The 24,371-nt window shown below is 73.1% G+C and carries 22 protein-coding genes and 2 pseudogenes; 11 read left to right on the top strand and 13 right to left on the bottom strand.

Translation table 11 applies throughout. The annotated features are described in order from the left end of the window. Positions 1 to 318 precede the first annotated feature (318 nt). From ACZ53N_RS08095 to ACZ53N_RS08085, 3 genes are all read left to right on the top strand, one after another. Positions 319 to 882 carry a YidB family protein gene (locus ACZ53N_RS08095; protein WP_469140178.1) on the top strand — a complete coding sequence of 188 codons (564 nt, stop codon included), beginning with the start codon at positions 319 to 321 and terminating at the stop codon, positions 880 to 882. A 40-nt stretch (positions 883 to 922) separates the two neighbouring features. Beyond that, the gene (locus ACZ53N_RS08090; protein ID WP_469140092.1) at positions 923 to 1,534 is read left to right on the top strand and encodes a TIGR03086 family metal-binding protein; all 612 of its coding nucleotides are present in this window, start codon (positions 923 to 925) and stop codon (positions 1,532 to 1,534) included. Between the two features lie 67 nt (positions 1,535 to 1,601). After that, complete coding sequence (locus ACZ53N_RS08085) at positions 1,602 to 2,723, top strand: thioredoxin family protein (RefSeq protein WP_469140091.1); 1,122 nt, start codon at positions 1,602 to 1,604, stop codon at positions 2,721 to 2,723. Positions 2,724 to 2,896: 173 nt separating this feature from the next. On the opposite strand, the gene ACZ53N_RS08080 is transcribed toward ACZ53N_RS08085, so the two are convergent. Further along, positions 2,897 to 3,394 (bottom strand): anthrone oxygenase family protein, encoded by a 498-nt coding sequence (locus tag ACZ53N_RS08080; protein ID WP_469140090.1) that lies wholly within the window; start codon positions 3,392 to 3,394, stop codon positions 2,897 to 2,899. Positions 3,395 to 3,724: 330 nt separating this feature from the next. Between ACZ53N_RS08080 and ACZ53N_RS08075 the strand changes: the two genes are divergently transcribed. Next, entirely contained in the window at positions 3,725 to 4,558 is an 834-nt protein-coding gene (locus ACZ53N_RS08075; RefSeq protein WP_469140089.1) for a hypothetical protein, read from the top strand. A gap of 201 nt (positions 4,559 to 4,759) precedes the next feature. On the opposite strand, the pseudogene ACZ53N_RS08070 reads toward ACZ53N_RS08075, so the two are convergent. After that, positions 4,760 to 4,912, bottom strand: a pseudogene (locus tag ACZ53N_RS08070) (DNA repair ATPase); the annotation flags it as partial. Between the two features lie 52 nt (positions 4,913 to 4,964). Next, positions 4,965 to 5,132, bottom strand: a pseudogene (locus ACZ53N_RS08065) (DNA repair ATPase); the annotation flags it as partial. Positions 5,133 to 5,552: 420 nt separating this feature from the next. Here ACZ53N_RS08065 and ACZ53N_RS08060 point away from each other — a divergent pair. Together ACZ53N_RS08060 and ACZ53N_RS08055 are read left to right on the top strand one after the other, a co-directional pair. After that, positions 5,553 to 5,825 carry a hypothetical protein gene (locus ACZ53N_RS08060; protein WP_469140088.1) on the top strand — a complete coding sequence of 91 codons (273 nt, stop codon included), beginning with the start codon at positions 5,553 to 5,555 and terminating at the stop codon, positions 5,823 to 5,825. Positions 5,826 to 5,856: 31 nt separating this feature from the next. Further along, entirely contained in the window at positions 5,857 to 6,345 is a 489-nt protein-coding gene (locus tag ACZ53N_RS08055) for a PLAT/LH2 domain-containing protein (protein WP_469140087.1), read from the top strand. A gap of 236 nt (positions 6,346 to 6,581) precedes the next feature. Here ACZ53N_RS08055 and ACZ53N_RS08050 read toward each other — a convergent pair whose 3' ends face one another. Next, positions 6,582 to 7,085: a DoxX family protein gene (locus tag ACZ53N_RS08050; RefSeq protein ID WP_469140086.1), complete on the bottom strand. Its 504-nt coding sequence runs from the start codon at positions 7,083 to 7,085 to the stop codon at positions 6,582 to 6,584. Positions 7,086 to 7,268: 183 nt separating this feature from the next. Then, a complete protein-coding gene (locus ACZ53N_RS08045; RefSeq protein WP_469140085.1) occupies positions 7,269 to 8,423 on the bottom strand; it encodes a response regulator in 1,155 nt (384 codons plus the stop codon). Positions 8,424 to 8,897: 474 nt separating this feature from the next. Here ACZ53N_RS08045 and ACZ53N_RS08040 point away from each other — a divergent pair, with 474 nt between their 5' ends. Then, on the top strand, positions 8,898 to 9,653 hold the full coding sequence (locus ACZ53N_RS08040) for a B3/B4 domain-containing protein (protein ID WP_469140177.1): 756 nt from the start codon (positions 8,898 to 8,900) through the stop codon (positions 9,651 to 9,653). Positions 9,654 to 9,671: 18 nt separating this feature from the next. Here the strand turns inward: ACZ53N_RS08040 and ACZ53N_RS08035 are convergent, their stop codons facing one another. Continuing rightward, on the bottom strand, positions 9,672 to 10,418 hold the full coding sequence (locus ACZ53N_RS08035; RefSeq protein WP_469140084.1) for a Mut7-C RNAse domain-containing protein: 747 nt from the start codon (positions 10,416 to 10,418) through the stop codon (positions 9,672 to 9,674). A 58-nt stretch (positions 10,419 to 10,476) separates the two neighbouring features. Then, a complete protein-coding gene (locus ACZ53N_RS08030) occupies positions 10,477 to 11,139 on the bottom strand; it encodes an HAD-IA family hydrolase (protein WP_469140083.1) in 663 nt (220 codons plus the stop codon). Positions 11,140 to 11,369: 230 nt separating this feature from the next. Here ACZ53N_RS08030 and ACZ53N_RS08025 point away from each other — a divergent pair, with 230 nt between their 5' ends. Together ACZ53N_RS08025 and ACZ53N_RS08020 are read left to right on the top strand one after the other, a co-directional pair. Then, a complete protein-coding gene (locus tag ACZ53N_RS08025) occupies positions 11,370 to 12,137 on the top strand; it encodes a hypothetical protein (protein WP_469140082.1) in 768 nt (255 codons plus the stop codon). Between the two features lie 57 nt (positions 12,138 to 12,194). After that, on the top strand, positions 12,195 to 13,361 hold the full coding sequence (locus tag ACZ53N_RS08020) for a MalY/PatB family protein (protein WP_469140081.1): 1,167 nt from the start codon (positions 12,195 to 12,197) through the stop codon (positions 13,359 to 13,361). 16 nt (positions 13,362 to 13,377) lie between these two features. Here ACZ53N_RS08020 and ACZ53N_RS08015 read toward each other — a convergent pair whose 3' ends face one another. From ACZ53N_RS08015 to ACZ53N_RS08000, 4 genes are all read right to left on the bottom strand, one after another. Further along, on the bottom strand, positions 13,378 to 13,698 hold the full coding sequence (locus ACZ53N_RS08015; RefSeq protein ID WP_469140080.1) for a hypothetical protein: 321 nt from the start codon (positions 13,696 to 13,698) through the stop codon (positions 13,378 to 13,380). Continuing rightward, positions 13,699 to 14,616 carry a hypothetical protein gene (locus tag ACZ53N_RS08010; protein WP_469140079.1) on the bottom strand — a complete coding sequence of 306 codons (918 nt, stop codon included), beginning with the start codon at positions 14,614 to 14,616 and terminating at the stop codon, positions 13,699 to 13,701. Between the two features lie 157 nt (positions 14,617 to 14,773). Beyond that, on the bottom strand, positions 14,774 to 15,100 hold the full coding sequence (locus ACZ53N_RS08005; protein ID WP_398049688.1) for a putative quinol monooxygenase: 327 nt from the start codon (positions 15,098 to 15,100) through the stop codon (positions 14,774 to 14,776). A gap of 200 nt (positions 15,101 to 15,300) precedes the next feature. Then, the gene (locus ACZ53N_RS08000) at positions 15,301 to 16,281 is read right to left on the bottom strand and encodes an AraC family transcriptional regulator (protein ID WP_469140078.1); all 981 of its coding nucleotides are present in this window, start codon (positions 16,279 to 16,281) and stop codon (positions 15,301 to 15,303) included. A 121-nt stretch (positions 16,282 to 16,402) separates the two neighbouring features. On the opposite strand from ACZ53N_RS08000, the gene ACZ53N_RS07995 reads away from it, so the two are divergent. Then, entirely contained in the window at positions 16,403 to 17,326 is a 924-nt protein-coding gene (locus ACZ53N_RS07995) for an MBL fold metallo-hydrolase (protein WP_469140077.1), read from the top strand. 338 nt (positions 17,327 to 17,664) lie between these two features. Here ACZ53N_RS07995 and ACZ53N_RS07990 read toward each other — a convergent pair whose 3' ends face one another. Both ACZ53N_RS07990 and ACZ53N_RS07985 read right to left on the bottom strand, forming a co-directional pair. Next, complete coding sequence (locus ACZ53N_RS07990) at positions 17,665 to 20,613, bottom strand: AfsR/SARP family transcriptional regulator (protein WP_469140076.1); 2,949 nt, start codon at positions 20,611 to 20,613, stop codon at positions 17,665 to 17,667. A 95-nt stretch (positions 20,614 to 20,708) separates the two neighbouring features. Beyond that, positions 20,709 to 23,672, bottom strand: coding sequence for an AfsR/SARP family transcriptional regulator (locus ACZ53N_RS07985; protein ID WP_469140075.1), 2,964 nt, complete (start codon positions 23,670 to 23,672; stop codon positions 20,709 to 20,711). A 399-nt stretch (positions 23,673 to 24,071) separates the two neighbouring features. Here ACZ53N_RS07985 and ACZ53N_RS07980 point away from each other — a divergent pair, with 399 nt between their 5' ends. Next, complete coding sequence (locus tag ACZ53N_RS07980; protein WP_469140074.1) at positions 24,072 to 24,353, top strand: hypothetical protein; 282 nt, start codon at positions 24,072 to 24,074, stop codon at positions 24,351 to 24,353. Positions 24,354 to 24,371: the final 18 nt, after the last annotated feature.

The following is a 24,371-nucleotide window of genomic DNA, read 5'->3' as shown; positions in this document are numbered from 1 at the left end:
GGCGACTTGGCCCGGGCGAAAAGGGTCAATACCGACCGAGGGCGGCCCACAGGCCGATCCAAGTGGCCCCACCGGGCCCCGGGTTCACTCGGATCGAGTGCAACGCGCCCGTCGCAACGGGCGATTCCCTGGGCGCCGACGTCACTTTCGCGCCAGGGCACGTGGAGGGCACGCGGTCCACGGCATTGCTCTCCGCTCCACTTCCCCAACCCCACGCGATCATGAAATGGAACTGCGTGCCGCGCGTCATCCACTCGACAGGCATCGCCGCCTTCGCGGCCAGTGGAGTGACGGGCCGCCGCGCGGCCACTCCTCCCGCTGCGCGCCGCGCCGGAAGGTCACCGGCTACGTACGGGTGAACATGCCCCGCTCACCAGGCCGGAAGCCGCCGCCACGGGTAAGCATCGGAAGACAGGAGCCGGGTGGCGGCCGTGCCACGCGCCGCCACCCGGCCCGCTACCGGGAAAGGCGTGGGACATGGCGGATGACGACCTGGGAAGACTGCTGGGCGGGCTGCTCGGCGGCGGGCGGAGCAGCGGGACGGGCAATCTGCTGGCCGCCCTCCTGGGCACGCTCGGCGACAGCGGGCAGGGCGGGGGGAACCCGCTCGCCGCGCTGCTGAGCGAACTCCGGGACGGCGGCCTGGAGGGCAAGGCGCAGTCCTGGGTGGGGCCGGGGGCGAACGAACCGATCACCGGCGCGGAGGTCGCACAGGCCCTGCCGTACCAAACGCTGGACCGGGTCGCGCAGCAGGCGGGCATCGCCCCTGAGGAGGCCGCCGACCAGCTGGCCGCGGCACTGCCGGAAGCGGTCGACAAGCTCACTCCCGACGGCGAGGTGCCGCAGGGCTCGCTGGAGGACCTGATCAAAGCGCGGCTCTGAGAACCCGCCATCGAGAGCACAAGCGCCGAAGGAGCTCACGATGACGGCGATGTTCGACCTCGGGCCGGCGGCCCGGCGGCTGGCGGACCTCGTGGACGGTGTCCCCGACAGCCTGCTGACCGCACCGACCCCCTGCGAGCGGTACACCCTCGGCGACCTCGTCGAGCACGTCGACGGGCTGTCGCTGGCCTTCACCGCCGCCGCCACCAAGGACGCCACCGAATCCGGCGCCCGGGCGACGTCCCGGAGCCCGTCCGGGCACGCCGCCCGGCTGGACGACGACTGGCGCACCCGCGTCCCCGCCCGGCTCGCCGCGCTCGGCGACGCCTGGCGCGCGCCCGCCGCCTGGGCGGGCGCGACCCGTGCCGGGGGCCTCGACCTGCCCGCCGACCTGGCCGGGCGGATCGCCCTCAACGAGCTGGTGGTGCACGGCTGGGACGTCGCCCGTGCCATGGGGCGGCCGTACGAGGCCGACGCGCGGGAGCTGGAGGCGTGCCTGTCGTTCGTCTCCGCGATGTCCGGACCGGACCAGCAGGACGCCCGTGGCGACGCGTTCGGCCCGGTCGTCGAGGTGCCCGCCGACGCCCCGCTCCTCGACCGGGTCATCGGGCTCAGCGGACGCGACCCCGCGTGGCGGCGGCCTGAACACTGACGAGTCCCCGGCCGCCACGGAACCCGCCCTTCCGGGAAGGGTGGGTCGGCTGTTTAGCATGGGGCCCATGAGCACACGCGTCGTCCGTTTTCCCGAGCAGGGCCTGCCCGGCACCGTCGTCTACTACACCGAACCCTCCGCGCCCGAGGCCGACGGCGAGGGCGGCCCGGTCGAGGTCGCGCCCCGGGGAGCGGTCACGGTCCCGGCCGAGGCCCAGCTCGTCTACGCGGCCGACGCCGACGGACACAGCCTGGCCGACCTCGCCCAGCTGCCGCCCGACACCTTCGTCGTGGTGGACCTGGGCGGCGCGACGGACGAGACGCTCCGCTCGGTCGGAAAGCTGAGCGGGCTGCGCACCCTCGTCGTGGCGGGCGACTTCACCGACGAGGGCGTGCGGGCGCTCGGCGGGCTGTCCTCGCTGGGCGACCTCGTCCTGGACTCCCCCCGGTTCACCGGCGCGGGGCTGGCCGCGCTGGCCGGCTCCGAGACCCTCGCCTCCTTGGACTCCCTGGTGCTGTGTGGCGGCGGCGCCTTCGAGCCCGCCTCGCTCCGGCAGCTGGCGGGCCGGCACAACCTGGGCACCCTCACCGTCGAGAACACCCCGGTCGACGACGCGCTGGCCGACGCGGTGCTCACGCTCGCTCCCCCGCTGACCGACCTGTCCGTGGCCGAGCGCCCCGGACACGAACTCGACCTCGCGGTGCTGGAGCGCCTGCTGTCCACGGGCCTTGCGGTCAACGGCATCTCGGCGCCCCCGCGGAACGCCGCCGTCTTCGCCCGCGCCGCCGCCGACGCCGCGGTCCTGGACGAGGACATGGACGAGGAGTTGGCGGCCGTCGCCGAGGAGCGTGGCGGGGTGCTCCGCGACATCGTCCGGGAGGCGGACCTGGACGGGCTGCTGGCGGGTCCCGTGCCGGTACTGATCGATCTGACCGCGCCGTGGTGCGGTCCGTGCGGGCTGCTCACGCCGGTGCTCGAGGACATCGTCGACGCGTGCGGAGGCGACCTGGTCGGAGTGAAGATCGATGTCGACGAGGCGGAGTGGGCGCAGGAACGGTTCGACGCCCTGAGCGTTCCCACCGTCGTCCTGATGCGGGACGGCTCCGAGGTCTTCCGCTTCAGCGGCGCCTGGCCGCCGCGGCGGATCACCGAATGGCTCGCCGCCGCGGGGATCGACGTCCCCGCGTAGCACTCCGGGCGTGGGCGCCACCGGCGGGGTTCACCTCCGGTGGGAGCTCACGTTCTCGGGGTGATGCCGGTGATGCCGGCAACCGGTGCGTCCCGGCGAAGCACCGGTTGCCGAACCGGGCCGCACAGGCCGTTCGCCCCGGGGAAGTCCGGTCCGTGGGCGCGCCGCCCGGATCAGGCCGCCCGCCCGTGCAGCACCAGGGCCCAGGCGAGAGCGCCGAACGCCGCCGCGGAGGCCACCGCGCGGACGAGGTTCCAGCGGACCCACACGGCCTCGAAGCGCTCGCGGACGGCCGCCGCGTCGGTGCTGCCCTCCGGCGGTCCGGCCGCCTCCAGCCGGTTGTTGAACGGCACATTGACGGCCGCGGTGACGATCAGGACGACCGCGTAGAGGACGAGGCCGGCGATCGTCCAGGGCAGCACCGCCCGCCCGTCGGCGCGGAAGTGCAGCGCCGTGGCCAGGCCGGTGAACGCCGGCGCGCCGAGGAAACAGAAGAGGAACCACCCGTTGAGGATCGCGGCGTTGACCCGCTGCATCACCTCGACGAAGGCCCGGTCGCCGGACCGGCGCAGCCCCGGCATGACGGCGCAGGCGAACGCGAAGAACAGCCCGGCCACGAGGCCGACGGTGAGCGTGGCCGCCATCAGGGCGACGGCTCGAAGTATTCCCATGGGTGACGTCCGTTCCGGTCGACTGGGCCCGAAGAGGCACGGGCGGTTGTCGGCCAAGGTATGCGCAGCGGGGGTTCGTACGGGTGTGACCACCGGGGGCGGTCCGTACCGCTGTCGCCGTCCGGCTCGTGTGCGCAGCACGGTGCGGCGGGCCCGGCCCCGTTCGGTGTACCCCACACGAGGTATGTTTCGGACACTTCGGAGTGCCCGGCCGTCAACGCGCGGACCATGTGTCCTGACCGGTTCCAGCCCTGCGGCCTATCGGCTCGTGCCACGGGTCCGTTAGGCACGCGCTGGAGAGCTGTCCCACCGTCCCCCGGAGGTACGCGCATGGCCGAAAGCCGGAGCAGCGACACGACGGGCAAGGCATGGTTCCACGACATCTACAACGAGCCCGATCCCCGCGCCTACTTCCGGCGGCTCGCCCCGCTGGAATACGAGATCCCCCACCACGCCCAGGACGTCTTCCGCCGCACCCGTGCCGAGCGCGCCGCGCTCGACACGGACGGCGGTGAGGGTCCGGTCGCGGTGCTCGACGTGTGCTGCTCCTACGGCATCAACGCCGCCCTCCTCAACCACGACGTCTCCCTCGCCGAGCTCTACGCCCATTACACCGGCCCGGAGGCAAACTCCCTGACCACCGCCGAACTCATCGGGCGGGACAAGGAGTTCTACGCCTCGCGGCGCCGCGAGGACGCGTCACCCGCTGTCGGTCTCGACGCCTCAAACAGCGCCATCCGCTACGCCTTGGCCGTCGGCCTGCTCGACGAGGCGTACGCGGAGGACCTGGAGAGCGCCTCCCCCAGCCTCCCGTTGCGCCGGGCCCTCGGCCGCACCGGGCTGATCACGGTCACCGGGGGCGTCGGCTACGTCACCCACCGGACCTTCGAGGCGCTGCTGGAGTGGACGCGGCGTCCGGTGTGGGTGAGCGCGTTCGTGCTGCGCACCTTCCCCTACGGGCAGGTCGCCGCCAGTCTGGAGGCCCGTGGTCTGACGACGCGCACGGACGCCTCCCGGACGTATCCGCAGCGGCTGTTCACCACGGTGGCGGAGCAGCGTAATGCCATGGAGCGGGTCCTCCTCGCGGGCGACGACCCCGCCGGGCTGGAGGCCGCCGGCCGCTATCACACCCGGCTGTACGAGTCGCGGCCCTCCCCGGTCTGACGGCTCCCGTCCGGTCCCGGGCCGCTCACGTCGGGCGCGGCGCCCTGCGTGCCGGCCCGGGTGATGGCGGTTTCCACGGCGGCGACGCGGTCGGCGAGCATGTCGAGGGCGGCGACGGCACCGCGATGTCGTGGGAGGGCGGCAGGACGTGGCCGCGCTGCCGCGCGCGTCGCGGTAGTGCGGCATTCCGTCCGCGTCCAGCCGCCGGCGCAGGACGCGTAGGTCGCCGGGGTGCGGCCCGGTGCGGGAGACGGCCGACAGCTTGCCGTCGACGTGCCGCAGCCGTAGAAGGGTCGCCGCGCGGTAGTAGCGAGACGGCTCGCCGAACTCGCAGGCGCAGGAGGGGTCGTCCAGCAGTCCGGGGAGCGACCCCGTCGGTGGTGTCGCCGAAGGTGGTGCGATCGCCGCCGCGCCGGAGGGTGCGCAGCGTGAAGACGTCCCCGGAAGTGCTCCCGGCGGTCTCGGACCGCAGTCCGGGCGGAGCGTTGTACCCGAGGAGCAGTTGGCCGCCGACGGCGACGGGGTCTCGGGGCGCATAGCTGTGTGCGGTGTGCAGCCGCTCGGTGCCGAGCAGCCGGCAGGCCCGGTCTGATGCCGTCTACTTCCTCGGCCTGTCGTGCCGGGCGGCGGGCGGCAGGTGGGAAACATGGCCGCGGGCGGGCCACTACAGGTGGTCGATCGAACTACCGAGGATCGAAATCGCCTACTGGCACACACCTCGGCCAGCGCATCAACGGCGCGTTGAGGTGAAGGCTTCTTCACATGGAAGCAGGCGCACCCTTCCAAGCTTCTACGCAAAAGCATCCCGGCGTTCAGGGCGCCGGCGATGAGGGGATTCCTCTTCCCGAGGTGATCGCCGGGGCAGGCTCTTTCGGCGAGGCCCCACTCTTTCGGATTCTCATCCGTATCCGGTAGAGATTTCTCGCAAGCGCATCAACCGGATCCTCCGCGACAACGGCCCTGACCATTCCCCAGAGAAAAGAGACGGACTCAAATGATCAACACGACGATGGACCTGTTCAAGAAGATCGGCGTGCTCGCCGGCACGGCCGGTTTGCTCGCCGTCAGTCTTGTCGGGATGTCGGCCGGCACTGCTGCCGCCGCCTCCTGCAAGACGGCCGCGCCCGTCCAGACGACCGGCAACATCGTCAACGACACCGTCGCCCAGGCCAACGGCGCCGTCAGTGCTGTCACTGAAATCGTCACCTGCTCCGCCGGTACCGCCAACGGAGCCGTCAACGGCCCCGAGCCCTCCGCCGACAGCTGACCGCGCCGTGCACACCCCCGGAGGGAATCGCATGTTCCGCAACTTCGCCTGCCTGGCATCGGCAACCATCTTTGCCCTCACCGTCGACGCACCCGCAGCCCATGCGGAAACCGTCGAGTACACGGTCACCATCAGGACCGCGGACGTCTACCTGGGCGGGACGGACAGCACCGTCAAGGGAAAACTGTTCAACAAGCAGAATGGCAAGTGGACCGAGTTCGACAACCCCGGCAACGACTTCGAACGAAACGACACGGCCACCTACACGATCACCGTCCCCAGCACATTCGGCACGCCCACACACTTCCAGCTGTGGAAAGCAGGGACCGATGACTGGGCCGTTGCCACGCCTATCACCATCAAGGGCCCGGACAACTACAGGAAAGCAGCATACATGGAGGGGAATTACACCTGGTTCACCGGCGAAGACAAAGACAACAGATGCCAGGTCGACCAGGGGAACCATGTCATGCGGTGCAACCACTACTCTCCGGAAATGAAACTGCGCAACTACTACTAGTGACAGCGCCCCCCATACTCGGCGCGTGTGCAGCGCATCGACGGCGGTACGCCCGAGGCCTGGACGTCGTCGAAAGGGAAGCCGGACGCGAGGCGGTGGGGGCGGGCCTGGGGGCCGAGGACGCGGCGCACGCCGACGGCGTACTCGGCCGGACAGGCCATCGTCCCGCCGGACTGCGGCGAGCAGCCCGATCCATCCACGCACCGCCGAACACGCCGTGCCGGCTCCGTACGGATCTACACCTCGCGTCTGCCGTCACGGTCGAAGACGCGGTCCGCCGCGAGCGCGCCGGGGCCGGTGAAGACGAGCAGCAGGAAGGCCCAGCAGAACATCGCCGACGCCTCCCCGCCGTTCTGCAACGGCCACAGCGCGGCGCCCTGGTGCACGTCGAAGTACGCGTACGCCATTGAGCCGGAGCAGATCAGCGCCGCCGTGCGCGTGCCGAGGCCAAGCAGGACCAGGGCGCCGCCGACCAGTTGGATGACGGCGGCGTACCAGCCCGGCCAGGTGCCCGCCTCGATCGTGCCGCCGTCCGCGCCGACGGCACCGCCGAGGACGCCGAAGAGGGCCGCTGCACCGTGGCAGAGGAAGAGCAGGCCGACCACGATCCGGAAGAGGGACAGCACATAGGGGCGGGCGGCGTCGAGCCGCTCGCCGAGGCGGGCGGCCGGAGCCGGGGCGGGGGTGCCCGCCGGCGAGGACGCGGCGGCGGTGCGGGACGTGGGCAGTGACGGGGGCATGATCGGGCTCCTCGGTCGAGTGATGTCCGGTAGCCCCGAAGCCGTCCGTCGTGTCCCGGCCGCGAGGCGAGAGCGAGCGTCTGTTGCCAGAGTGCCCATTCTCCTCGCACACGCCTCGTACGGCAGGTGAATAGCGCGGTACTTCCCCGGCTTTACCACGCGTCCGGCCGCACCCCTCCCGCGTCAGTGCTCATGGGCGTACTCCCGCCGGTGGTAGCGGCGTCGTTCGAGGAAGATCTCGGTGAAGACGGAGACCTTGGCCCGCAGGGCCCAGGGGTCGAAGGGCTTGGCGATGTAGTCCACGGCCCCGGCGGCGTAGCCGCGCGAGGAGTGTTCGGCGTCTATGCCCATGGCGGTGACGAAGATGATGGGGATGTCCCGGTTGCGGGCGCGGCGTTTGATCTGCGCGGCCGTCTCGTAGCCGTCCATCTCCGGCATCTGTACGTCCAGCAGGATGACGGCGAAGTCGTCGTGGTCGAGCAGGGCTTTCAGCGCCTCCTGCCCGCAGGACGCGGCCACCAGTTCCTGGTCGAGGGTGGACAGGGCGGCCGTCATCGCGAGCAGGTTGTTGTGCTGGTCGTCGACGATGAGGATTTTCGGTCGGAGTCCCACGTAGGCCCCCAAGGGGGTGACGGGGGTGGGTTCGGCGTGGGGCGGGTAGCGGTCCTCCCGTGCCGGGGGCGGTTGCTGGGCCTCCACCACGGCCAACTGCCGCTCCAACAGCAGACAGCGCTCCTCCGCCAGCAGCCCGCGCCGGCGGACGTCCTCCAGCTCCTCGGTGAGCCGCTGCACGTCCTGGCGGAGCTTGTCGCGCTCCTGGACCAGTTCCTCGCGGTCGGGGACGTTCATCTCCAGCTCGTCCGCTCGGGTGCGCTCCGTCGCCCAGGCCGCTTCCAGCTGGCTGAGCCGCACCTCGAGGTCCGCGATCCGGTGCTGGCGGTCGAGCAGCGCGTCGCCCAGCACGTCTTCCTGCACGGTGGACCGCCTCGACTCCCGGTCGGCGTCCGCCAGCTGGTGTTCCAGCAGTTCCACGGCGTGCGCGGGTGATCCGCTGGTGCGGACGGCGGCCCGGTGCAGCTCCCGGACGCGCTCGATCGCGGCCGGGGTGACCGCGGTGCCGCGCGATTCCGCGAGATCGGCGAAGAGGTCGAGGACGAATTCCCAGGGCGGGATGCGCGTGCCGCTCAGATAGCGGGAGATGGTGCCCGCGTCCCGGAACCGGCGCGCGGCGTACCGGCGGACCGACACCCCGAGGCCGGCGAACAGTTCGCGCAGCGTCTGTGCGAACGTCCGGCACTCCTCGGTCAGTCCCTCGGCCAGCGGCCGCAATTCACGCATGCCCCGCTCCGTCCCCGCGCCGCGGCCTCCCGCGCTCACCCCGCGCGACCGTCACCGCCGGCACCGCCGTCCGTGTCGACCGTGCCGACCGGTGGTGCCCAGCCTCCCACGCGGCCCCACCGGGACGGTCCCGTGTCCGTTCAGGCATCGGAATCAGCCACCAAACGATCGAAGAACGACACCGCCGCACCGAAGACGGCACCACCGCACAGGACGCATCGCGCGGAGTCGACCCCGGCCAGTGCCGACAACACCCCCGCCCCCAGCCCGGTCAGCACCCCGAGCAACAGCACCAGTGCCGCTCTCGGCGTCAACAGCGAACCCTTCACCACGGACCTCCCGTTCCACGGCCGGGCACCGGCCCGGCTCGGCCCGGGCACGACGACCGGCCCGGACGAGCACAGCGTCGGACACCGGGCGGGTGTTGCACGCGGCAACACCCGGAGCGGCAACAAAAGAGGGGGGTTCAACAAAATGGCCTGCTGGTACATTGAACTGAACGAGGACGCGCAGGCAAGGAGAGACGTGACCCCCGACATCAAGACATGGCTCGACACCGTCGCCATCGACCCCGCCGTGCGGGAGCTGCGGCCGGACTACCGCGCGCTGGTCGTCGTCGCCGAAGGGCTGCGGCCCGGGCCGAGCGACGCCTTCAGCGAGGAACTGCTCGCCGCCGCCGAGGCGACCGCCCTCGACCGCACCGGGGACGGGGCCGCCGGGCCGCACCCGCACGTGGCCGCCTGGCGCGAGGCGTTCCGCGACTTCGGCGCGAAGCCGCAGCGCACCCGCCCCAGCGTGGACGGGCTGCTGCGCCGCGCGTCGGCCGGGCTGCCCCGCGTGGACCGCCTCACGGACATTTACAACGCGATCTCCGTCGCCCACGGCATTCCGCTGGGCGGCGAGGACCTCGACCACTACCGGGGGCCGGCGTTCCTCACCCGGGCCGACGGCACCGAGCCCTTCGAGACCACCGCGGCGGGCGAAGCCGTCGTGGAGCACCCCGAACCCGGCGAGGTCGTGTGGCGCGACGACGCGGGCGTCACCTGCCGCCGCTGGAACTGGCGCCAGTGCACCCGCACCCGCCTCACCCACGACACCACCCGCGCCGTCTTCATCCTCGACGCGCTCGCCCCGCTGTCGGACGAGGCCCTGGCCGCCGCCGGTGAGGCTCTCGTGGCGGCCCTCGTCGCCGGCGGCCCGGGCGTGCGGACCTGCTCCCGTTTGGCGTGATGCCGGGGAACGGCCGGGTCAGGACCTGAGTCCGGCCCCAGCCGCCCCGAATTCACGGACCGCGCCCTCGACGATCGCCTCGAGCCGCTCGTGGTGCGCGCCCCGCCAGTACACGCGGTCACAGGCGGTGCACTGCGCGAAGACGTCGTACGTGCGCTGCGTGCCGTGCTCCAGCAGCTCGCTGACGGCCTCCTTGTCGGCGTCCCGCAACGCGCCGTTGCACGCGGTGCACCGGGTCCACGGCGCCAGTCGCGGCGCGAATCGGCCGAGCACGTCCCGCAGCTGCTCCTCGGGGCGGTCGCTGTAGACGTACGCCCCCGCCCAGATCTCACGGCGCCGGAGCAGGCCCCGGTCCCGGGAGAGCAGCACCCTGCGTTCGGCGGCGGACAGCGCGGCCAGCGCGGGGTCGCCGATGTCCTCGGCCTCGTACGCCGCGTCGACCCCCAGCAGCCGCAGCCGCCGGGCCAGGGTCCCCAGGTGCACGTCGAGCAGGAACCGCAGCGGCGCCCCCGGCACGGACTGCGGGCGCGCGGCGGCGTGCACCTCGACGGACTCGCCCGCGCCCGGCACATGCGCCACCGGCACCTCCCGGCCGTCGACGAGCAGCCGGCCGACCTCGGTGAGCGGGATGCCGAGCGATTCGACGACGTGCCCGAGCGTCGACGCTCCGTCGGTGACGACGGCCGCCCGTTCGCCGCGCCGTTCGGCGGCGACGAAGAGCTTCAGTTCGGGGGCGACGCTGATGTGGATCTCCGGTCCGTTCACCTCTTCAGGATGCCATTCGCGCCGCCCGCGCCGGCGGCCGGGCGCCGGGCGCCGCAGGTCAACGGACCTGGCCCGTGAGGTCGACGCCGAGCAGGGCCTCGATCCCGGCCACAGTGTCGGCGGGCTCGGTGGCGCGGACGACGGCCATCCCGAGCTCCTGGGCGGGGACGAGGTTGCGGGCGGAGTCGTCGACGAACACACAGGCCTCGGCGGGGAGTTCCATCAGTCCGAGCATGATGGTGTAGAGCCCGGGGTCGGGCTTGCGCATCCGGTAGCGGCCGGAGAGCAGCACCGTGTCGTAGGACGTGTCGAGTTCGTACCCGGCGTACGGGTCGTACGGCTCGAAGCCGAGGCTGTTGGACAGCACACCGACCCGCACCCCGGCCCGCCGGGCGGCCCGCGCGGCGGCGGTCAGCGTCGGTTCGGGACGGAGGTCCGCGAGGGCCCGGCCGAGCAGGTTGACCGGGTCGACTCCGAGGAGGGGCGCGGTGTGTTCGTTCCACTCCTCCTGGGTGATCGCCCCGCGCTCCAGGTCCGCGAAGAGTTCGCGTCCCACCGGGTCCATGGAGACGGCGTTCAGGAAGGCGTCCGGGGCCAGCCCCTCGCGCAGGCAGAAGGCGCGGGTGCAGGCGGCGACGGAGGTGGTCAGCACCCCGCCGAAGTCGAGGATCAGACCCTTGCCCGGTGGCGTGGCCCCGGGACCGGACTGCGGAGTGGACATGTGCGGCTCCTCACGCTGGAACAACCCTCGTTCACGCTGTGTGCCCGATCGTGGTGGGCCGTCGCCGCCGGCGTCAACGACGTCTGGGATGGGCGTTGCCCCACCGGCCTGGAGTGACGTCCAGTGACGCGGGTGGTGGCGATCCGGGACAGAAGTCGCGTGTCCGGCCCGGTCCGTACGGATAGAGATGTGGGCGACATCAGCGGATACAGGAGGGGGACGTCCGCGTCATGGCCTGGGTCAAGACCGCCACGATCCTGAACGACGCCCACACGACGCGCCAAGAGATCCTCAGTGCCCTCGGCGCCGGGTTCACCGAAGTGCGCACCACCCTCGCCAAGCTGGCGGGGCTGCCGGAAACCATAGCCGCCGGTAAGGCCTGGCTGTGTGAGGATCACAAGCAGTTGCACAGGAAACTCGACCAAGCCCTCGGGGAGATCGAGCACCTCCGCGCCGACTGCGCGGCCCTGAGCGACCTCGTCGACGCCCGCACCACCCCTCCCGCCGAAGCCGTCGAGCGGCAGACCGTCCCTCCCGTAGCGCAGCCCCTCCCCCGTCCCCCGGTCACCCCTGACGGCACGGATACCGAAGCCCCCGACCCCGCGCGGCTTCGGCGGCTGCTCCGCCGCGCCGCCGGTGTCTCCTCCGCCAAGCTCGTCTGTCACCGCGACACCTGGGCCTTCCTCCTCGAACAGACCGCACGCGACCCGCATTTCCGCGCGCCCGGGCCGGTCGACGACGAGCACGAGGGGAGGGTGGAGGTCACTCTCTCGGGCCGGAGCCTCATCGCTGTGCTCCTCTCCCTCTTCCGCACCTCTCAGGAAGAGGACACCGAGCGGCTCGGTGACCTGGCCATGGCTGCCGAGCTCTACCGACGCATCACCGGCGCGCTGGAGCACACCGACTCCGCCGACCGGTACGGGCCCCAGGTGGTCATCGTCCTCGACGACCGGGCGGGCCCCGCCCCGGCCGAGGGGGACGAGGGACGCGCCGTCTGAACTCCGTGTCCCCGCAGCCGCGTTCCCCTCCAGCGGGGCGCCGCGCACAATATCCCCATGCCGTACGACGAGAAGAACCCGCTGCGCCGGCTCTCGCTCGACGAACTGCGCCTGCGGACGAGCGCCAAATGGCGCACGTACCCGCCGGACGTGCTGCCGCTGTGGGTGGCCGAGATGGACGTACCCCTCGCCGAGCCCGTGGCGCGGGCGCTGGTGGACGCGGTCGCGCTGGGCGATACGGGGTACCCGGTGGGGACGGGGTACGCGGAGGCGCTGGACGCGTTCGCACGGGAGCGGTGGGGCTGGGAGGGGGTGGTGGCGGAGCGGACGGCGATCGTGCCGGACGTGATGCTGGGCGTGGTCGAGATGCTGAAGCTGGTGACCGGTCCCGGGGACGCGGTGGTGGTGAGTCCTCCGGTCTATCCCCCGTTCTTCCCGTTCGTGGAGAACATGGACCGGCGGGTGGTCGAGGCGCCGCTGGGCGACGGGCACCGGATCGACCTCGTCGCCCTGGAGGCGGCATTCGGGCGGGCGGTGGCAGGTGGGCGGCGCGCGGCGTATCTGCTGTGCAGTCCGCACAATCCGACCGGCACCGTGCACACCGCCAAGGAGCTGGCAGCCCTGGCGGAGCTGGCGAACCACTACGGCGTGCGGGTCGTCGTCGACGAGATCCACGCACCCCTTGTGCCGCCGGGCACCCGGTTCGTGCCGTATCTGTCGGTGCCCGGCGCGGGCGGGGCCTTCTCCCTGATGTCGGCGTCGAAGGCGTGGCATCTGGCGGGGCTCAAGGCGGCGCTGGCCATCGCGGGCCCCGCCGCCACGGACGACCTGGCCCGCCTGCCCCACGAGGTGAGCCACGGCCCCGGCCACCTCGGCATCATCGCCCACACCGCGGCCCTTCGGTACGGCGGCGAGTGGCTCGACGCGGTACTGACCGGCCTGGACGAGAACAGGCGGCTGCTCGCCGAGCTGCTGTCGCGGCATCTGCCGGACGTGCGGTACACGCCGCCGGAAGGTACCTATCTGGCGTGGCTGGACTGCCGTGCGCTCGGTCTGGGCGACGACCCGGGCGCTGTCTTCCTGGAACGGGGGCGGGTCGCGCTGATCAGCGGCACCGACTTCGGCACGGGAGGGGCCGGGCACGTGCGGCTGAACCTCGCCACGTCACCGGAGGTGATCACGGAGGCCGTACGGCGGATGGCGGCCGCGCTCGGTCGGGGGTGAGGCGGGCCGCTGTCCCTCAGCCGTCGAGCGCGGCGGCCACGACGGGCCCGAGGTGCTCGAATTCCGGCGGGAGCGTGCCGAGCAGCCGGCGCTCGACGGTTCTTCCGGGGTCGGCCAGCGTCGCGTCGCCGACGGTGATCCAGCCGTTGAACACGTGGCAGACCGTCCCTGAGTCCGTGAGCGTGAACCCCCGGTACCCGAGGCCCGGGGCCGGGGGCGGCTTCGCGTCCACCCGGGCGAGTGCGGCGAGGAGCGCCCGGAGCGCGGCGGCCGCGCCGGGGTCCAGTGGCCAGCGCGGATTCGGGCGGCCGCTGAGGATGTCCAGTTCCGCGATCACTCAATTGATGACGACGGACTTGCCCGCGTAGAAGTACCCGCAGAAGTCGGTGTAGCCGCCCCGGTCGCAGGTCTCGGGATCGGTGATGAGGGCGCCTCTGTTGTCGTAGTTCCGCGCGGCCGTCGAGCCGGGTTTGTGTCCCCAGAAGTCGCCGCGCTGTTCGCGGTACCAGTGGTAGTCGACGCCCGGCCAGATCACGAGGGCCATGAGGCGGCGGGGGTACTCGCTGTCGGGCAGGCAGTCGAAGCGGCGGACCAGTCCGTCGGCGAGCGCGGCCCGGGTGACGTCCGCACAGGCCATGACGTCGGTCTGGGCGCCGTGGGCGCGGCCGGGCTGGGCGAAGGTGTCCGTGCGGTAGTTGCGCGCGTAGTTGTAGCAGTTGTTGTAGGGCTGCACTTCCGGGCGGTTCCAGAAGTCGGGGTTGAATTCGCTCACCTCGTAGAAGCAGCCGGTGTCGATCGGATCGTCCTCTTTGATGGTGCTGCGCAGCGAATTCGACGGGAAGAGCGGCGGCCGGAACCACTCCGGCGGGTCCTGGAAGAACCGGTCCATCTGCTCCAGGACGAGGTCACGCGTCGCGTCGTCGAGGGGGGTCTCCGCGTGTCCGGGCAGCTTGAACTCGCGGTACCGGGGCATGTCCGCGACGATCCGTCGGGCCAGCTCGGCCGAGCGCCGGGGGTCGGGGGCGCCGATGGTGCCGAGGGTGAAGGTGCGGGGCAGTGATTCCGGCCAGGACTCGTCGTCGCTCATCGAGGAGATGACGACTTCGCGGTATCCGAGACCGCCGTAGCCCGCTCCGGACAGGCCGACCGCTTCGTCGGCCACGGCCGCGATCTCCTGCAGCAGGGCGCCCGCGGCGTCCTCGTCGGAGATGACCCAGGCGGGGTTGGGACGGCCGGAGAAGATATCGACATCCACCCGCAACATCATCCGTCTCCTTCGTCCTCGGCGTCCCGCTCCGCCTCGACGCTATGGCGGTGCGGCGGATGCGGCCCGTGCTCGGGGGCCGAACGGGCGAGGGGGCCGGTCCGGGGTCCCCCGGACCGGCCCCCTCGCCGGGGTGCCGTCGTGTGCCCTAGCCGCGCGGGGTGAGCTCCGCCATCGGGCCCCAGCCGGTGCCCGGGACCTCGACATTGATGATGTCGGGCGTCTTGGCGATCACGTCGGGCATCCATGCCATGGCGGTCTTGAAGTGCTCGGAGTTCACGTGCTCCTCGCCGGCCCGGGCGTCCTTGAACGCCTCGACCAGGACGAACTGGTGGGGGTCGTCCACGCTCTTGGACCACTCGTAGAAGACGTTGCCCGGCTCCCGCCGGGTGGCCTGCGTGAAGTCGTCGACGAGCGTCAGCCACTCGTCGCTGCGCTCGGGGCGGACGGTGAATTTGACGACGATGAAGATCATGGAGTGCTCCCGTTGCTTCCGGACGGTGGGCTCGGTGGCCGGGCCGGGTGTCCCACGCGCGTGGGCGGTGCCACCCCGCCGTCATGGGCGGGGACGTTCCCGGCAGACCTCCACCATCGTGCCGGGCGGGACACCGGCCCGCGCAGCGGAAGGGCGGGGATTCCGGCCCTGCCGGAAAATCGGGCCGCCGGGCCCACGGCTCACGCGGAGGCGAGCTGCGGTGCCTCGGTGGTGGTCGTGGTCATCGCCCAGTCGCTGATGTGCCGGTGGTCGTCGTGGCGCTCCTGGCGGTAGCGGCCCGCGGAGACGCCGTACGCGCGCTTGAAGGCCGTGGCGAAGGCGAACTGCGAGGTGTAGCCGACCCGTTGGGCGATCGCCGCCAGGGGTGCGTCGCTCTCGCGCAGGAGGCTGGCCGCGAGCGTCAGCCGCCACCAGGTGAGGTAGGTCAGCGGGGGCCTGCCGACGAGAGTGGTGAACCGGCGGGCGAACGCCGCCCGGGACAGTCCCGCCCGACCGGCGAGCTCCGCCACCGTCCACGGCCGCGCCGGGTCGTCGTGGACCGTGCGCAGCGCGGCACCGATGGCCGGGTCGGCCAGGGCCCGGCACCAGCCGGTGCCCGGCCGGGCGGACCGTTCGTCGAACCAGGCGCGCATCAGGTAGATGAGCAGCAGGTCCAGCAGTGCGGGCAGGGTGGCGTCGGTGCCCTGCCCCGGTGACTGGAGTTCGTCGCCGAGCAGGGTGACGGTCGCGCGCAGCGAGGGGTGCCGTCCGTGGTGGGCGGGCAGGTGGATGACCTCGGGGAAGTCGGCGAGCAGGGGGTGCGCCCGGGTCTGGTCCAGCCGGTAGGCACCGCAGAGCAGGACCAGCGGAGCGTGGGACGGGTCGGCCTGCGGGGCGCCGCAGGGCACGACCGCCGCGTCGGACGGCGTGTCCGCCGGGTCCTCGCAGCCGATGAGGGCGTGGGGCGTGCCGTGCGGCAGGAACACCACGTCACCCTCGGCGAGCGCGATCGGCTCGCCGCCGCCGTGGGGCAGCATCAGACAGCTCCCCCGCAGCACCACATGGAATCCGGCGCCCGCGAAGGGCTCGATGTCCGTCCGCCATCGTCCGTGCCGGCCGGAGAGCGCCGAATAGGGCCGCCCGGTGCGCAGGGCGGCGACGGCGTCGCTGAGTACGTCCATGAGGCGAGTATGCGGAAGACCGGGTCACGTTCCACCCACCGGTCCCCACTGAGACGATGGCGTATAGATCGGGCACGATCGATTATTGGCCGTCTCACCCGCGCTCTCTAACGTCGACGGCATGCAGACAATCACCTTGGGCGCGGTGGACATCACCCGCGTCGTCGAATGGCACGCGCCGGTCGCCCCCACCCCCGCCATCTTCCCCGGCAGCACCCCGCAGATGTGGCGGGAGAACGAGTCGCTGCTGGTTCCGGACTTCTGGACGCCCGGGACCGACGAACTCATGGCGAACGTGCAGACGTGGGTGCTGCGCAGTGAGGGCCGTACGATCCTCGTCGACACGGGTATCGGCAACGACAAGCCACGGCCGCACATGCCCGCCTGGTCACACCTGCGGACCGACTTCCTCGGACAGCTGGCCGCCGTCGGGGTCCGTCCCGAGGACGTGGACATCGTCGTGAACACGCATGTGCACTCGGACCATGTGGGCTGGAACACCCGGCTGGTGGACGGCGAGTGGGTGCCCACCTTCCCGAACGCCACCTATGTCATCGCCAAGGCCGACTTCGACTACTGGAATCCGCTCAACAACCACCCCAAGCGGGGTTCTCTCGGCGGTGTCGGCGTGGCGCTGGCCGGCGGGGACATGTTCGAGGACAGCGTCGCGCCGGTGCACCGGGCGGGTCAGACGCTGTTGTGGGAGGACGAGTACCGCATCGACGCGCACTTGAGTCTGCGGCTCGCCCCGGGGCACACCCCGGGTTCGTCGGTGCTGCAATTGGCGTCGGGCACGGAGCGCGCCCTGTTCATCGGCGACCTCGTGCACAGCCCGCTGCAGTTCGTGGAGCCCGACTGCGACACCTGCCTGAGCGAGGACCAGGAGGAGGCCACCCGGTCGCGCCGCCGGATCCTGGAACAGGCCGCCGACACCCGTTCCTTGGTGTTCCCGGCGCATCTGCCGGGCCACGGTGCGGCCGAAATCCGCCGCGAGGGAAGCAAGTTCGCACTGGAGCGCTGGGCGGCGTTCGACCGGACCCGCTGACGCCTGTGCCCCGGCGATCCGCAGTGGTCCGCACGGGCCGCGACGGGCCGGCGGCCCCGGCTCCGCGCGTGCCCCGATGGCGGCGAGAGCGGGCACCGGGCCGGGCAGACCAAGGGCGGGCCCCAGGACGGCAGCAGGGACGGTGCGACGGACACCGTCGGCGGTCCGCTCTCCCTCGTCACCGGTGTGGTGAGCGGACTGCTGGGCACCGTCACCGGCTTGGTGGGCACGGTGACCGGACTGCTGACCGGCCTGGTGGGCGGGCTGCTGGGCTGAGGCCGCCTGCCCACGGGCGGGGCTCCTCCCCGACAGGAGCCCCGCGCCGGGAGCGGCCCCCGTCAGCCCGCCCCGGCGGTCAGGTGCGGGGCCAGGTCATCGGCGTCGGGCAGGCCGAGACCGTGGAAGATGTCGTACGCCTTCCGGAAGCAGACCGCCGCCTCGGCGGGGTGCCCCTGAGCCGCGCGGGCGTGGCCGAGCTGGGCGAACGCGCGGCCGAGGAAATAGCCGTCGCCGTGCCGCTCGGCGATGTCCCGGGCCGTCTCGGCGTGCTCGGCGGCCTCGGCCGGACGGCCCGCGAAGTTGTACGCCTGGGCGAGCGCCCCGAGCAGCAGGGACTCGCGGTACAGGGAGCCCGTCTCCCGCCACAGCCGCAGGCTCTCGTGGAGGCAGTCGAGGGATTCCTCGGTGCGGCCCGTCCACAGGCAGACCTGGGAGAGGTTGTGCAGCGCGTTCGCCTCCCCGGCCCGGTCGCCCGTCGCCCGGGTGAGGGCGACCGCCTCCCGGCCCGTGGCGACCGCTGCTTCCGGTTTCCCCGTCGCCAGCCGCGCGATGGCGAGGAAGCCCAGGGCGTAGGCCTCGCTGCCGCGACTGTGCACGGCCCGGCTCAGCGCGAGCGCCTCGGTGAGCATGTCGTGCGCGGCGGTGAAGTCGCGGCGGGCGAGCGCGCAGCCGCCGAGCGCGATCAGCACGGGCCCCAGCAGCGCCCGGTCCCCCGCGGCCCGGCACAGCTCGGCCACCCGCTCGAATTCCGGCACGGCCGGGTCGAGTTCGAAGCGTTGGCTCATCGCGCCGCCCAGCATGTACCGGGCGCGGGCTTCCGCCCTGGTGTCCCCCGCCCGTTCGGCGGCTTCGCACACGGCCCGGGCGGCGCGCTCCAGGCCGTAGGGCCGGGCGCCCATCCGGCCGAGCGGGTCCACGGCCACCAGCAGATCGGCGCAGTCGGCCAGCGGCGCCCGCCCGTCGCGCACCCCCTGTTCGATCACGCCGAGGAGCGACGCCTGGGTGTCCACCAGCCAGCCCGCGGCCTCCCGCTGGGTGGCGAAGGTGAGCCCGGCGGAGGGAGGCGGGGCGGGGTCACCGGGGAACACGTCGTCCGGCATGGTCGTCCGGTGGGCGTTGCGGGCGGTGGCGAGGAGGAAGTGGAGCAGCCGGGTGAGCGCCGCGGTCCGCTCGTCGGCCGGCATCTCCTCGACGGCGTTCTGGCGGGCGAACAGCCGCAGCAGGTCGTGGAAGCGGTAGCGGCCGGGCGAGAGGGACTCCAGCAGGTTCAGGTCGACCAGCGATTCACACAGGTCCTCGGCGACTCGCCACGGCCGGTCCAGGACCGCCACCGCTTCGGGCAGCGTCATCTCGGGCACGTCGGGCAGCGCCAGCAGCCGGAAGGCGCGGGCCTGTTCGTCGTCGAGCAGGCCCGTGCCCAGCCGGAACGTGGTCTCCACCGCCGCGTCCTCGGCCCGCAGCACGCGGAGCCTACGGCGCTCGTCGGCCAGCAACTCGGCGGTCCGCGTGAGGGTGCGGTCCGGGCCGGCCACCAGCCGGGCCGCCACGATGCGCAGCGCGAGCGGCAGTCCGCCGCAGGACTCGACGACCTCCGCCGCGGCCCTCGGCTCGGCGTTCACCCGCTCCTCCCCCACGATGCGGGCGAGGAGCGTCAACGCCTCCTCGGGCATCATGGGGCGGAGGTCCACGTGGGTGGCGCCGGTGAGTCCGGCGAGGCGTGAGCGGCTGGTCAGCAGCACGGCGCTGCCCGGCGAACCGGGCAGCAGGTCACGTATCCGGGCCAGGTCGCGGGCGTTGTCCAGCACGACGAGCACCCTGCGGCCGGCGAGTCGGGAGCGGTACAGGGCGGCCCGCTCGTCGGGCAGCGCCGGGACGTGGCCGGGGTGGACGCCCAGGGCGCGCAGGAACCGGTCGAGCACGTGCATGGGTTCGGCGGGCCGGGGGTCGGTGCCGCGCAGGTCGGCGTAGAGCTGGCCGTCGGGGAATCTGTCCCGCGTCCGGTGGGCGACGTGGACGGCGAGGGTCGTCTTGCCGACGCCGCCCATACCGCTGATGGCGCTCAGTGCCACGATCCGGCCGCTGCCGAGGGCCGCGCACAGGTGGGCGACGCTCTCCTCGCGTCCGGTGAAGTCGTCGGTGTCGTAGGGGAGCTGTGCGGGGAGCGGGGAGGTCGCCGCGAGCCGCAGCAGGCCGGCGGGGTCCGCGGGGCCCGGTTCGGCGGTAAGGACGCGCTGCTGAAGACGGGCCAGGCCGGGGCCCGGCTCCACCCCGAGCTGGTCGGCCAGCAAGCGGCGGGCGCGGGCGTAGACCTCGAGGGCGTCGGCCTGGCGGCCGGCCCGGTACAGCGCGGTCATCAGCAGTTCCTGTATCCGCTCCCGCCAGGGGTGTTCGGCCGCGAGCACACCGAGCGCGTCGATCGCCGCGGTGTGACCGCCGAGTTCGGTCTCCACTTCCCAGCGCTCTTCCAGCACGGTCAGCCGCCGCTCGGTGAGCCGGGTGCGCTCGGCGTGCGCGTACGGGCCGGGGACACCCGCCAGGGGCGCTCCGGCCCACAGGGCCAGCGCCGAGTCGAGCAGTTCGCGTGCTTCTTCCAGGCGCCCGGCGTCGCGGGCCCGCCCGGCGTCCGCGGCGCGCTGTTCGAAGACGGCGAGGTCGAGTGCCCCGGGCTCCGGGCGGAGGGCGTAGCCGCCTTCGACCGAGACCAGGACCCGGGCCCGGCCGCGGGGGCCGCGTCCGGGTTCGAGCAGGCGCCGCAGCCCGGAGATATGGGTGCGCAGCGCGCCCGACGCGCGGGGTGGCGCGTCGTCTCCCCAGACGGCACCGATGAGTTCCCGCGCGGACGCGGGTCGGCCCGCGCGTAATAGGAGCGCGGCGAGTACGGCCTGGGTGCGGGGTGCGCTCAGGGGGAGTCCCTGCTCGCCGTGCCAGGCCCGGAGCGGGCCGAGCACGGCGAAGCGGAGTGCGGGCGGGCCGTTTGGGGCGGGGTCCGAGGCGCAGGGCGCGGTCATGGTGTTCTCCGTGGGTCGGGACAGCCGGGGGAGGTCGGGCGTCCGGTGGGGGGAGCCGGGGAATTCGGTGGGGCCTCGGTCGTGAGAGCTGCCGGCTAGTCGACGGGCCGCGCGGCCGCCTCCTCGCGCGCACTGGCTCGGGCGCTGTCCAGGTCCAGGAGTACCCGCAGGTCATCGGCCTCCGGGACGCCCAGGCGCAGGAAGATCTCGTAGGCGGCGAGCCGGCTCGCCCGCGCCCGGTCGGGGTGGTGCAGCAGGTCGAGCGCATCGCCGAGGACGGCGAGCGCCTTGGCCCGGCCCCACGCGTCCCGGACCTCCTCCAGCGTGGCGACGGCCCGCCGCGCGTGGCGGGCGGCCCGCTCCGGGACGTTGGCGGCCAGGTCGTTCTCGGCCATCCGGAAGAGGGTGAGCCCTTCCCACAGCCGGTTGCGGTGCGCGCCGAAGAGGGTCAGCGCCTCGGTGAGCCGGGCCGCCGACTCCTCGGTCCGGCCGGTGCCGGCCAGGACGATGCCCAGTTGGTACAGCGCGTGGCCCACCAGGTGGGTGCTGCCGAGGGCGCGGTGCAGGGCGAGGCCCTCCTCGGCCACCATGAGGGCCGGTTCCCGGTGGCCGAGAGCGAGATAGACCCGGGCGAGCGCGCCGAAGGCGTTCGCCTCGCCGAACCGGTCACCGTTCGCGCGGAAGACGGCCAGGGCCTCGGACAGCCGCTCGCGGGCCGCGTCGTGACGGCGCATGTGGTGGTCGCACCGGGACAGCTGCACCAGGCAGTCGGCGGTGGTCAGCGGGTCGTCGGCGGCACGGCTCAGCGCCAGCGCCTCCCGGCAGACGGGGACGAGCTCGACGAGCCGGTCGGCGTGGTAGTACACGGAGCCAAGGACGAGATACGCGCGGCCGGCACTGCGCCGGTCGGCCATCCGCAGTGCGCCGGCGATCACCGCCCGGGCGGCCTGCTCGAACTCCCGCCCGTGTGCCCCGTACTCGAACAGGCCGTCCATCATGAGCAACAGGTCGGCGGCGGGGGCGACGGCGGGGCACGGGGCCGCGACCGCCTGGCCCACCGCCGCGAACAGGCACGACGCCTCGGTGAAGAGCCAGTCGCGGGCGGCGTCGGCGCTGTCGAAGGTGAGGCCGGGCGCCGGGGAGGCGACGTCGCGGCGGCCCGCCCCGGGGCTGGTGAGCAGATGGGAGGCGCGCGCCGTGGCGACGTAGAACTCCATGAGGCGGCGCAGCGCGTCGGCCCGCTGCCGCGGGGGCTCCTCGGCTTCCGCGCGTTCGCGGGCGAAGAGTCGCAGCAGGTCGTGGAAGCGGTAGCGGCCGGGCGCCGGGGACTCCAGCAGGCTGGCGTCCACGAGCGCCTCGCACAGCGGCTCGGTCTCCCGCTCACCGAGGCCGAGGACCGCCGCGGCGGCGGCCACCGAGATGTCCGTGCCGTCGGGGAGGGAAAGGAGCCGGAAGGTCCGCCGGGCGCGCTCGTCGAGCTGGTGGTAGCCGAGTGTGAAGGCGGCCTCGACCGCAAGGTCCGCGACGCGCAGCTCGGCCAGCCGGTGCTTCCGGTCGGCGAGCCGGTCGTTCAGCGTGGCGAGGGTCCACGTGGGGCGGGTGGCGAGCCGGGCGGCCACGATCCGTACGGCCAGCGGCAGGAAGCCGCAGGCGGAGACCAGTTGGGCGGCCGGTTCCGGCTCCGCCGCGGTACGGTCCGTGCCCACGACCCGCCCCAGGAGGGTGACCGCCTCCCGCGCCGTCATGACGTCGAGGTCCATCAGGCGCGCGGGCGGCAGGTCGCCCAGCTTGGCGCGGCTCGTGATCAGTACGGCGCACGAGGGGGTACCGGGCAGAAAGGGCCGGACCTGGTCGGCGTCCCGGGCGTTGTCCAGCAGGATCAGCATCCTGCGGTCGGCCAGCTGGGTGCGGAAGCACGCGGCTCGCTCGGCCAGTCCGTCGGGTACGGCGGCGTCGTCCACGCCGAGTGCCCGGAGGAAGGAGCCGAGAACGGTGGCCGGGTCCGCCGGGTGTTCCCCGGTGCCCTGGAGATCGGCGTAGAACTGCCCGTGCGGGAAGTCCTCGCGGACCCGGTGGGCGGCGTGCACGGCCAGGGCGCTCTTGCCCACCCCGCCGATGCCGGAGATCGCCACCGTGACGACCGCCTGCGGATGCTCGGGGACGAGGGCGCGGCACAGCTCGGCGACGGTCTCCCCGCGGCCGGTGAAATCCGCCAGGTCGCCGGGGAGTTGCGCGGGCACGGCCCGCTCCCCCGGGGCGGCCGGGCCGGTGTCGGGGTGCGGCTCGTCCGGTGCCGCGGCCAGGATCCGCCGCTGGATCCCGACGAGCTCGCGGCCGGGTTCCAGGCCGAGCTCCTCCGACAGGGCGCTCGCCGTGTCCTCGTACACGGCGAGCGCCTCGGCGCTGCGGCCGGCGCGGTGCAGAGCGATCAGGCGCAGCGCGCACAGCCGCTCGCGCAGCGGGTGCCGGGCGGTCAGCTCGGCCAGCTCCCGCAGGGCGGGCTCGGAGGCGCCCAGCTCCAGGTCGAGTTCAAGGCGGGTCTCGAGCGCCATGAGTCTGCGGTCCGCCAGCCGGTCGCGGCGGGAGCGTATCTGTGCGCCGGTCAGACCGACCAACGGCTCGTCGGTCCACAGCGCGAGGGCCGACCTCAGCAGGTCGCGGGCCTCCGTGAGCCGTCCGCAGGCCCGCGCGCGGGCGGCGGCGGCCACCCGGTCCTCGAACCGGGCCACGTCCAGCGCCTGGCGGGGCACCCGCAGGGCGTAGCCGTCGGACACGGACACCAGGACCCGCGGGGCCACACCCGGCGCCCGCTCCGGCTCCAGCAGCTTGCGCAGCCGGGAGACGTACGTCCGCAGCGCTCCGACGGCGCGGGGCGGCGGATTCTCGCCCCAGATCGCGTCCACGATCTCGGCGGCCGAGGCGGCGTGCCCCTGGCGCAGCAGCAATTCCGCGAGGAGCGTCCGCTGTTGCGGGGAGCCGAGCTCCAGGGCCTCGCCGTCGCGCCAGGCCCGCAGTCGGCCGAGTACGGCGAATGTCAGCCCGCCACCGTCGTTGACCATGCCTGCCCCCCAAGACCGCCGGACGCGGGCCGTTCCCGACCGAGCACCCGATTCCCCGTTCTGTGCTCTTCACGCGGTTCCCCCGGCACGCGCTCAGGGCCGAATCGTAACTCCGTGCTGTTCGACGGGCGCTGTGCGACGCGTGAACGCGCAGGTCACGGGAGCCCGTGGGGGATTTCCAGCCAGGGTTCGGCATGCGGACAGGGGGGCGTCATCCGGTAGGCCTCTGCCCCCGACGGCCCTTCCCGGTCTCCTGCGCGTCCCTCGCACACCCTCGCGGGGTCCCGGCCGCCGCGGTGACGCCGCCGTGACGGGCGGGTGACGAGGCCCTCACTAGTCTCGGCCGCGCCCAGTGGCCGAGCAGCAGGCACGGGACCAGGGGCACGCGGAGGGTTGCCCATGGCCGAGGCGGAAATCGTCGTCCAGCTTCGTAAGCAGTCGCCCACCGAGCTCGCGAGGCCCGTCGGGGCCGGGCGTCCGGCGGACCTGCGCGGTTGGCTGGCGCGGCGGTTCGGCGTCATCGCCGAGCCCCTCCACCCGGGCGGCGGCGACCCGGACTCGGCCCGGTGGCTCAGGGTCGGCGTCCCCGCCGACGCGGACGCGGAGGCCGTCGCGGCGGCCCTGCGCGGCCGCCCGGACGTCGAGGCCGCCTATGTGAAACCACCGGCAGACCTTCCGTAACGGGCGAAGGAGAGTGCT

The sequence above is a fragment of the Streptomyces sp. NPDC033229 genome, from assembly GCF_055576875.1.
This window is presented reverse-complemented; position numbering and strand designations above follow the sequence as displayed.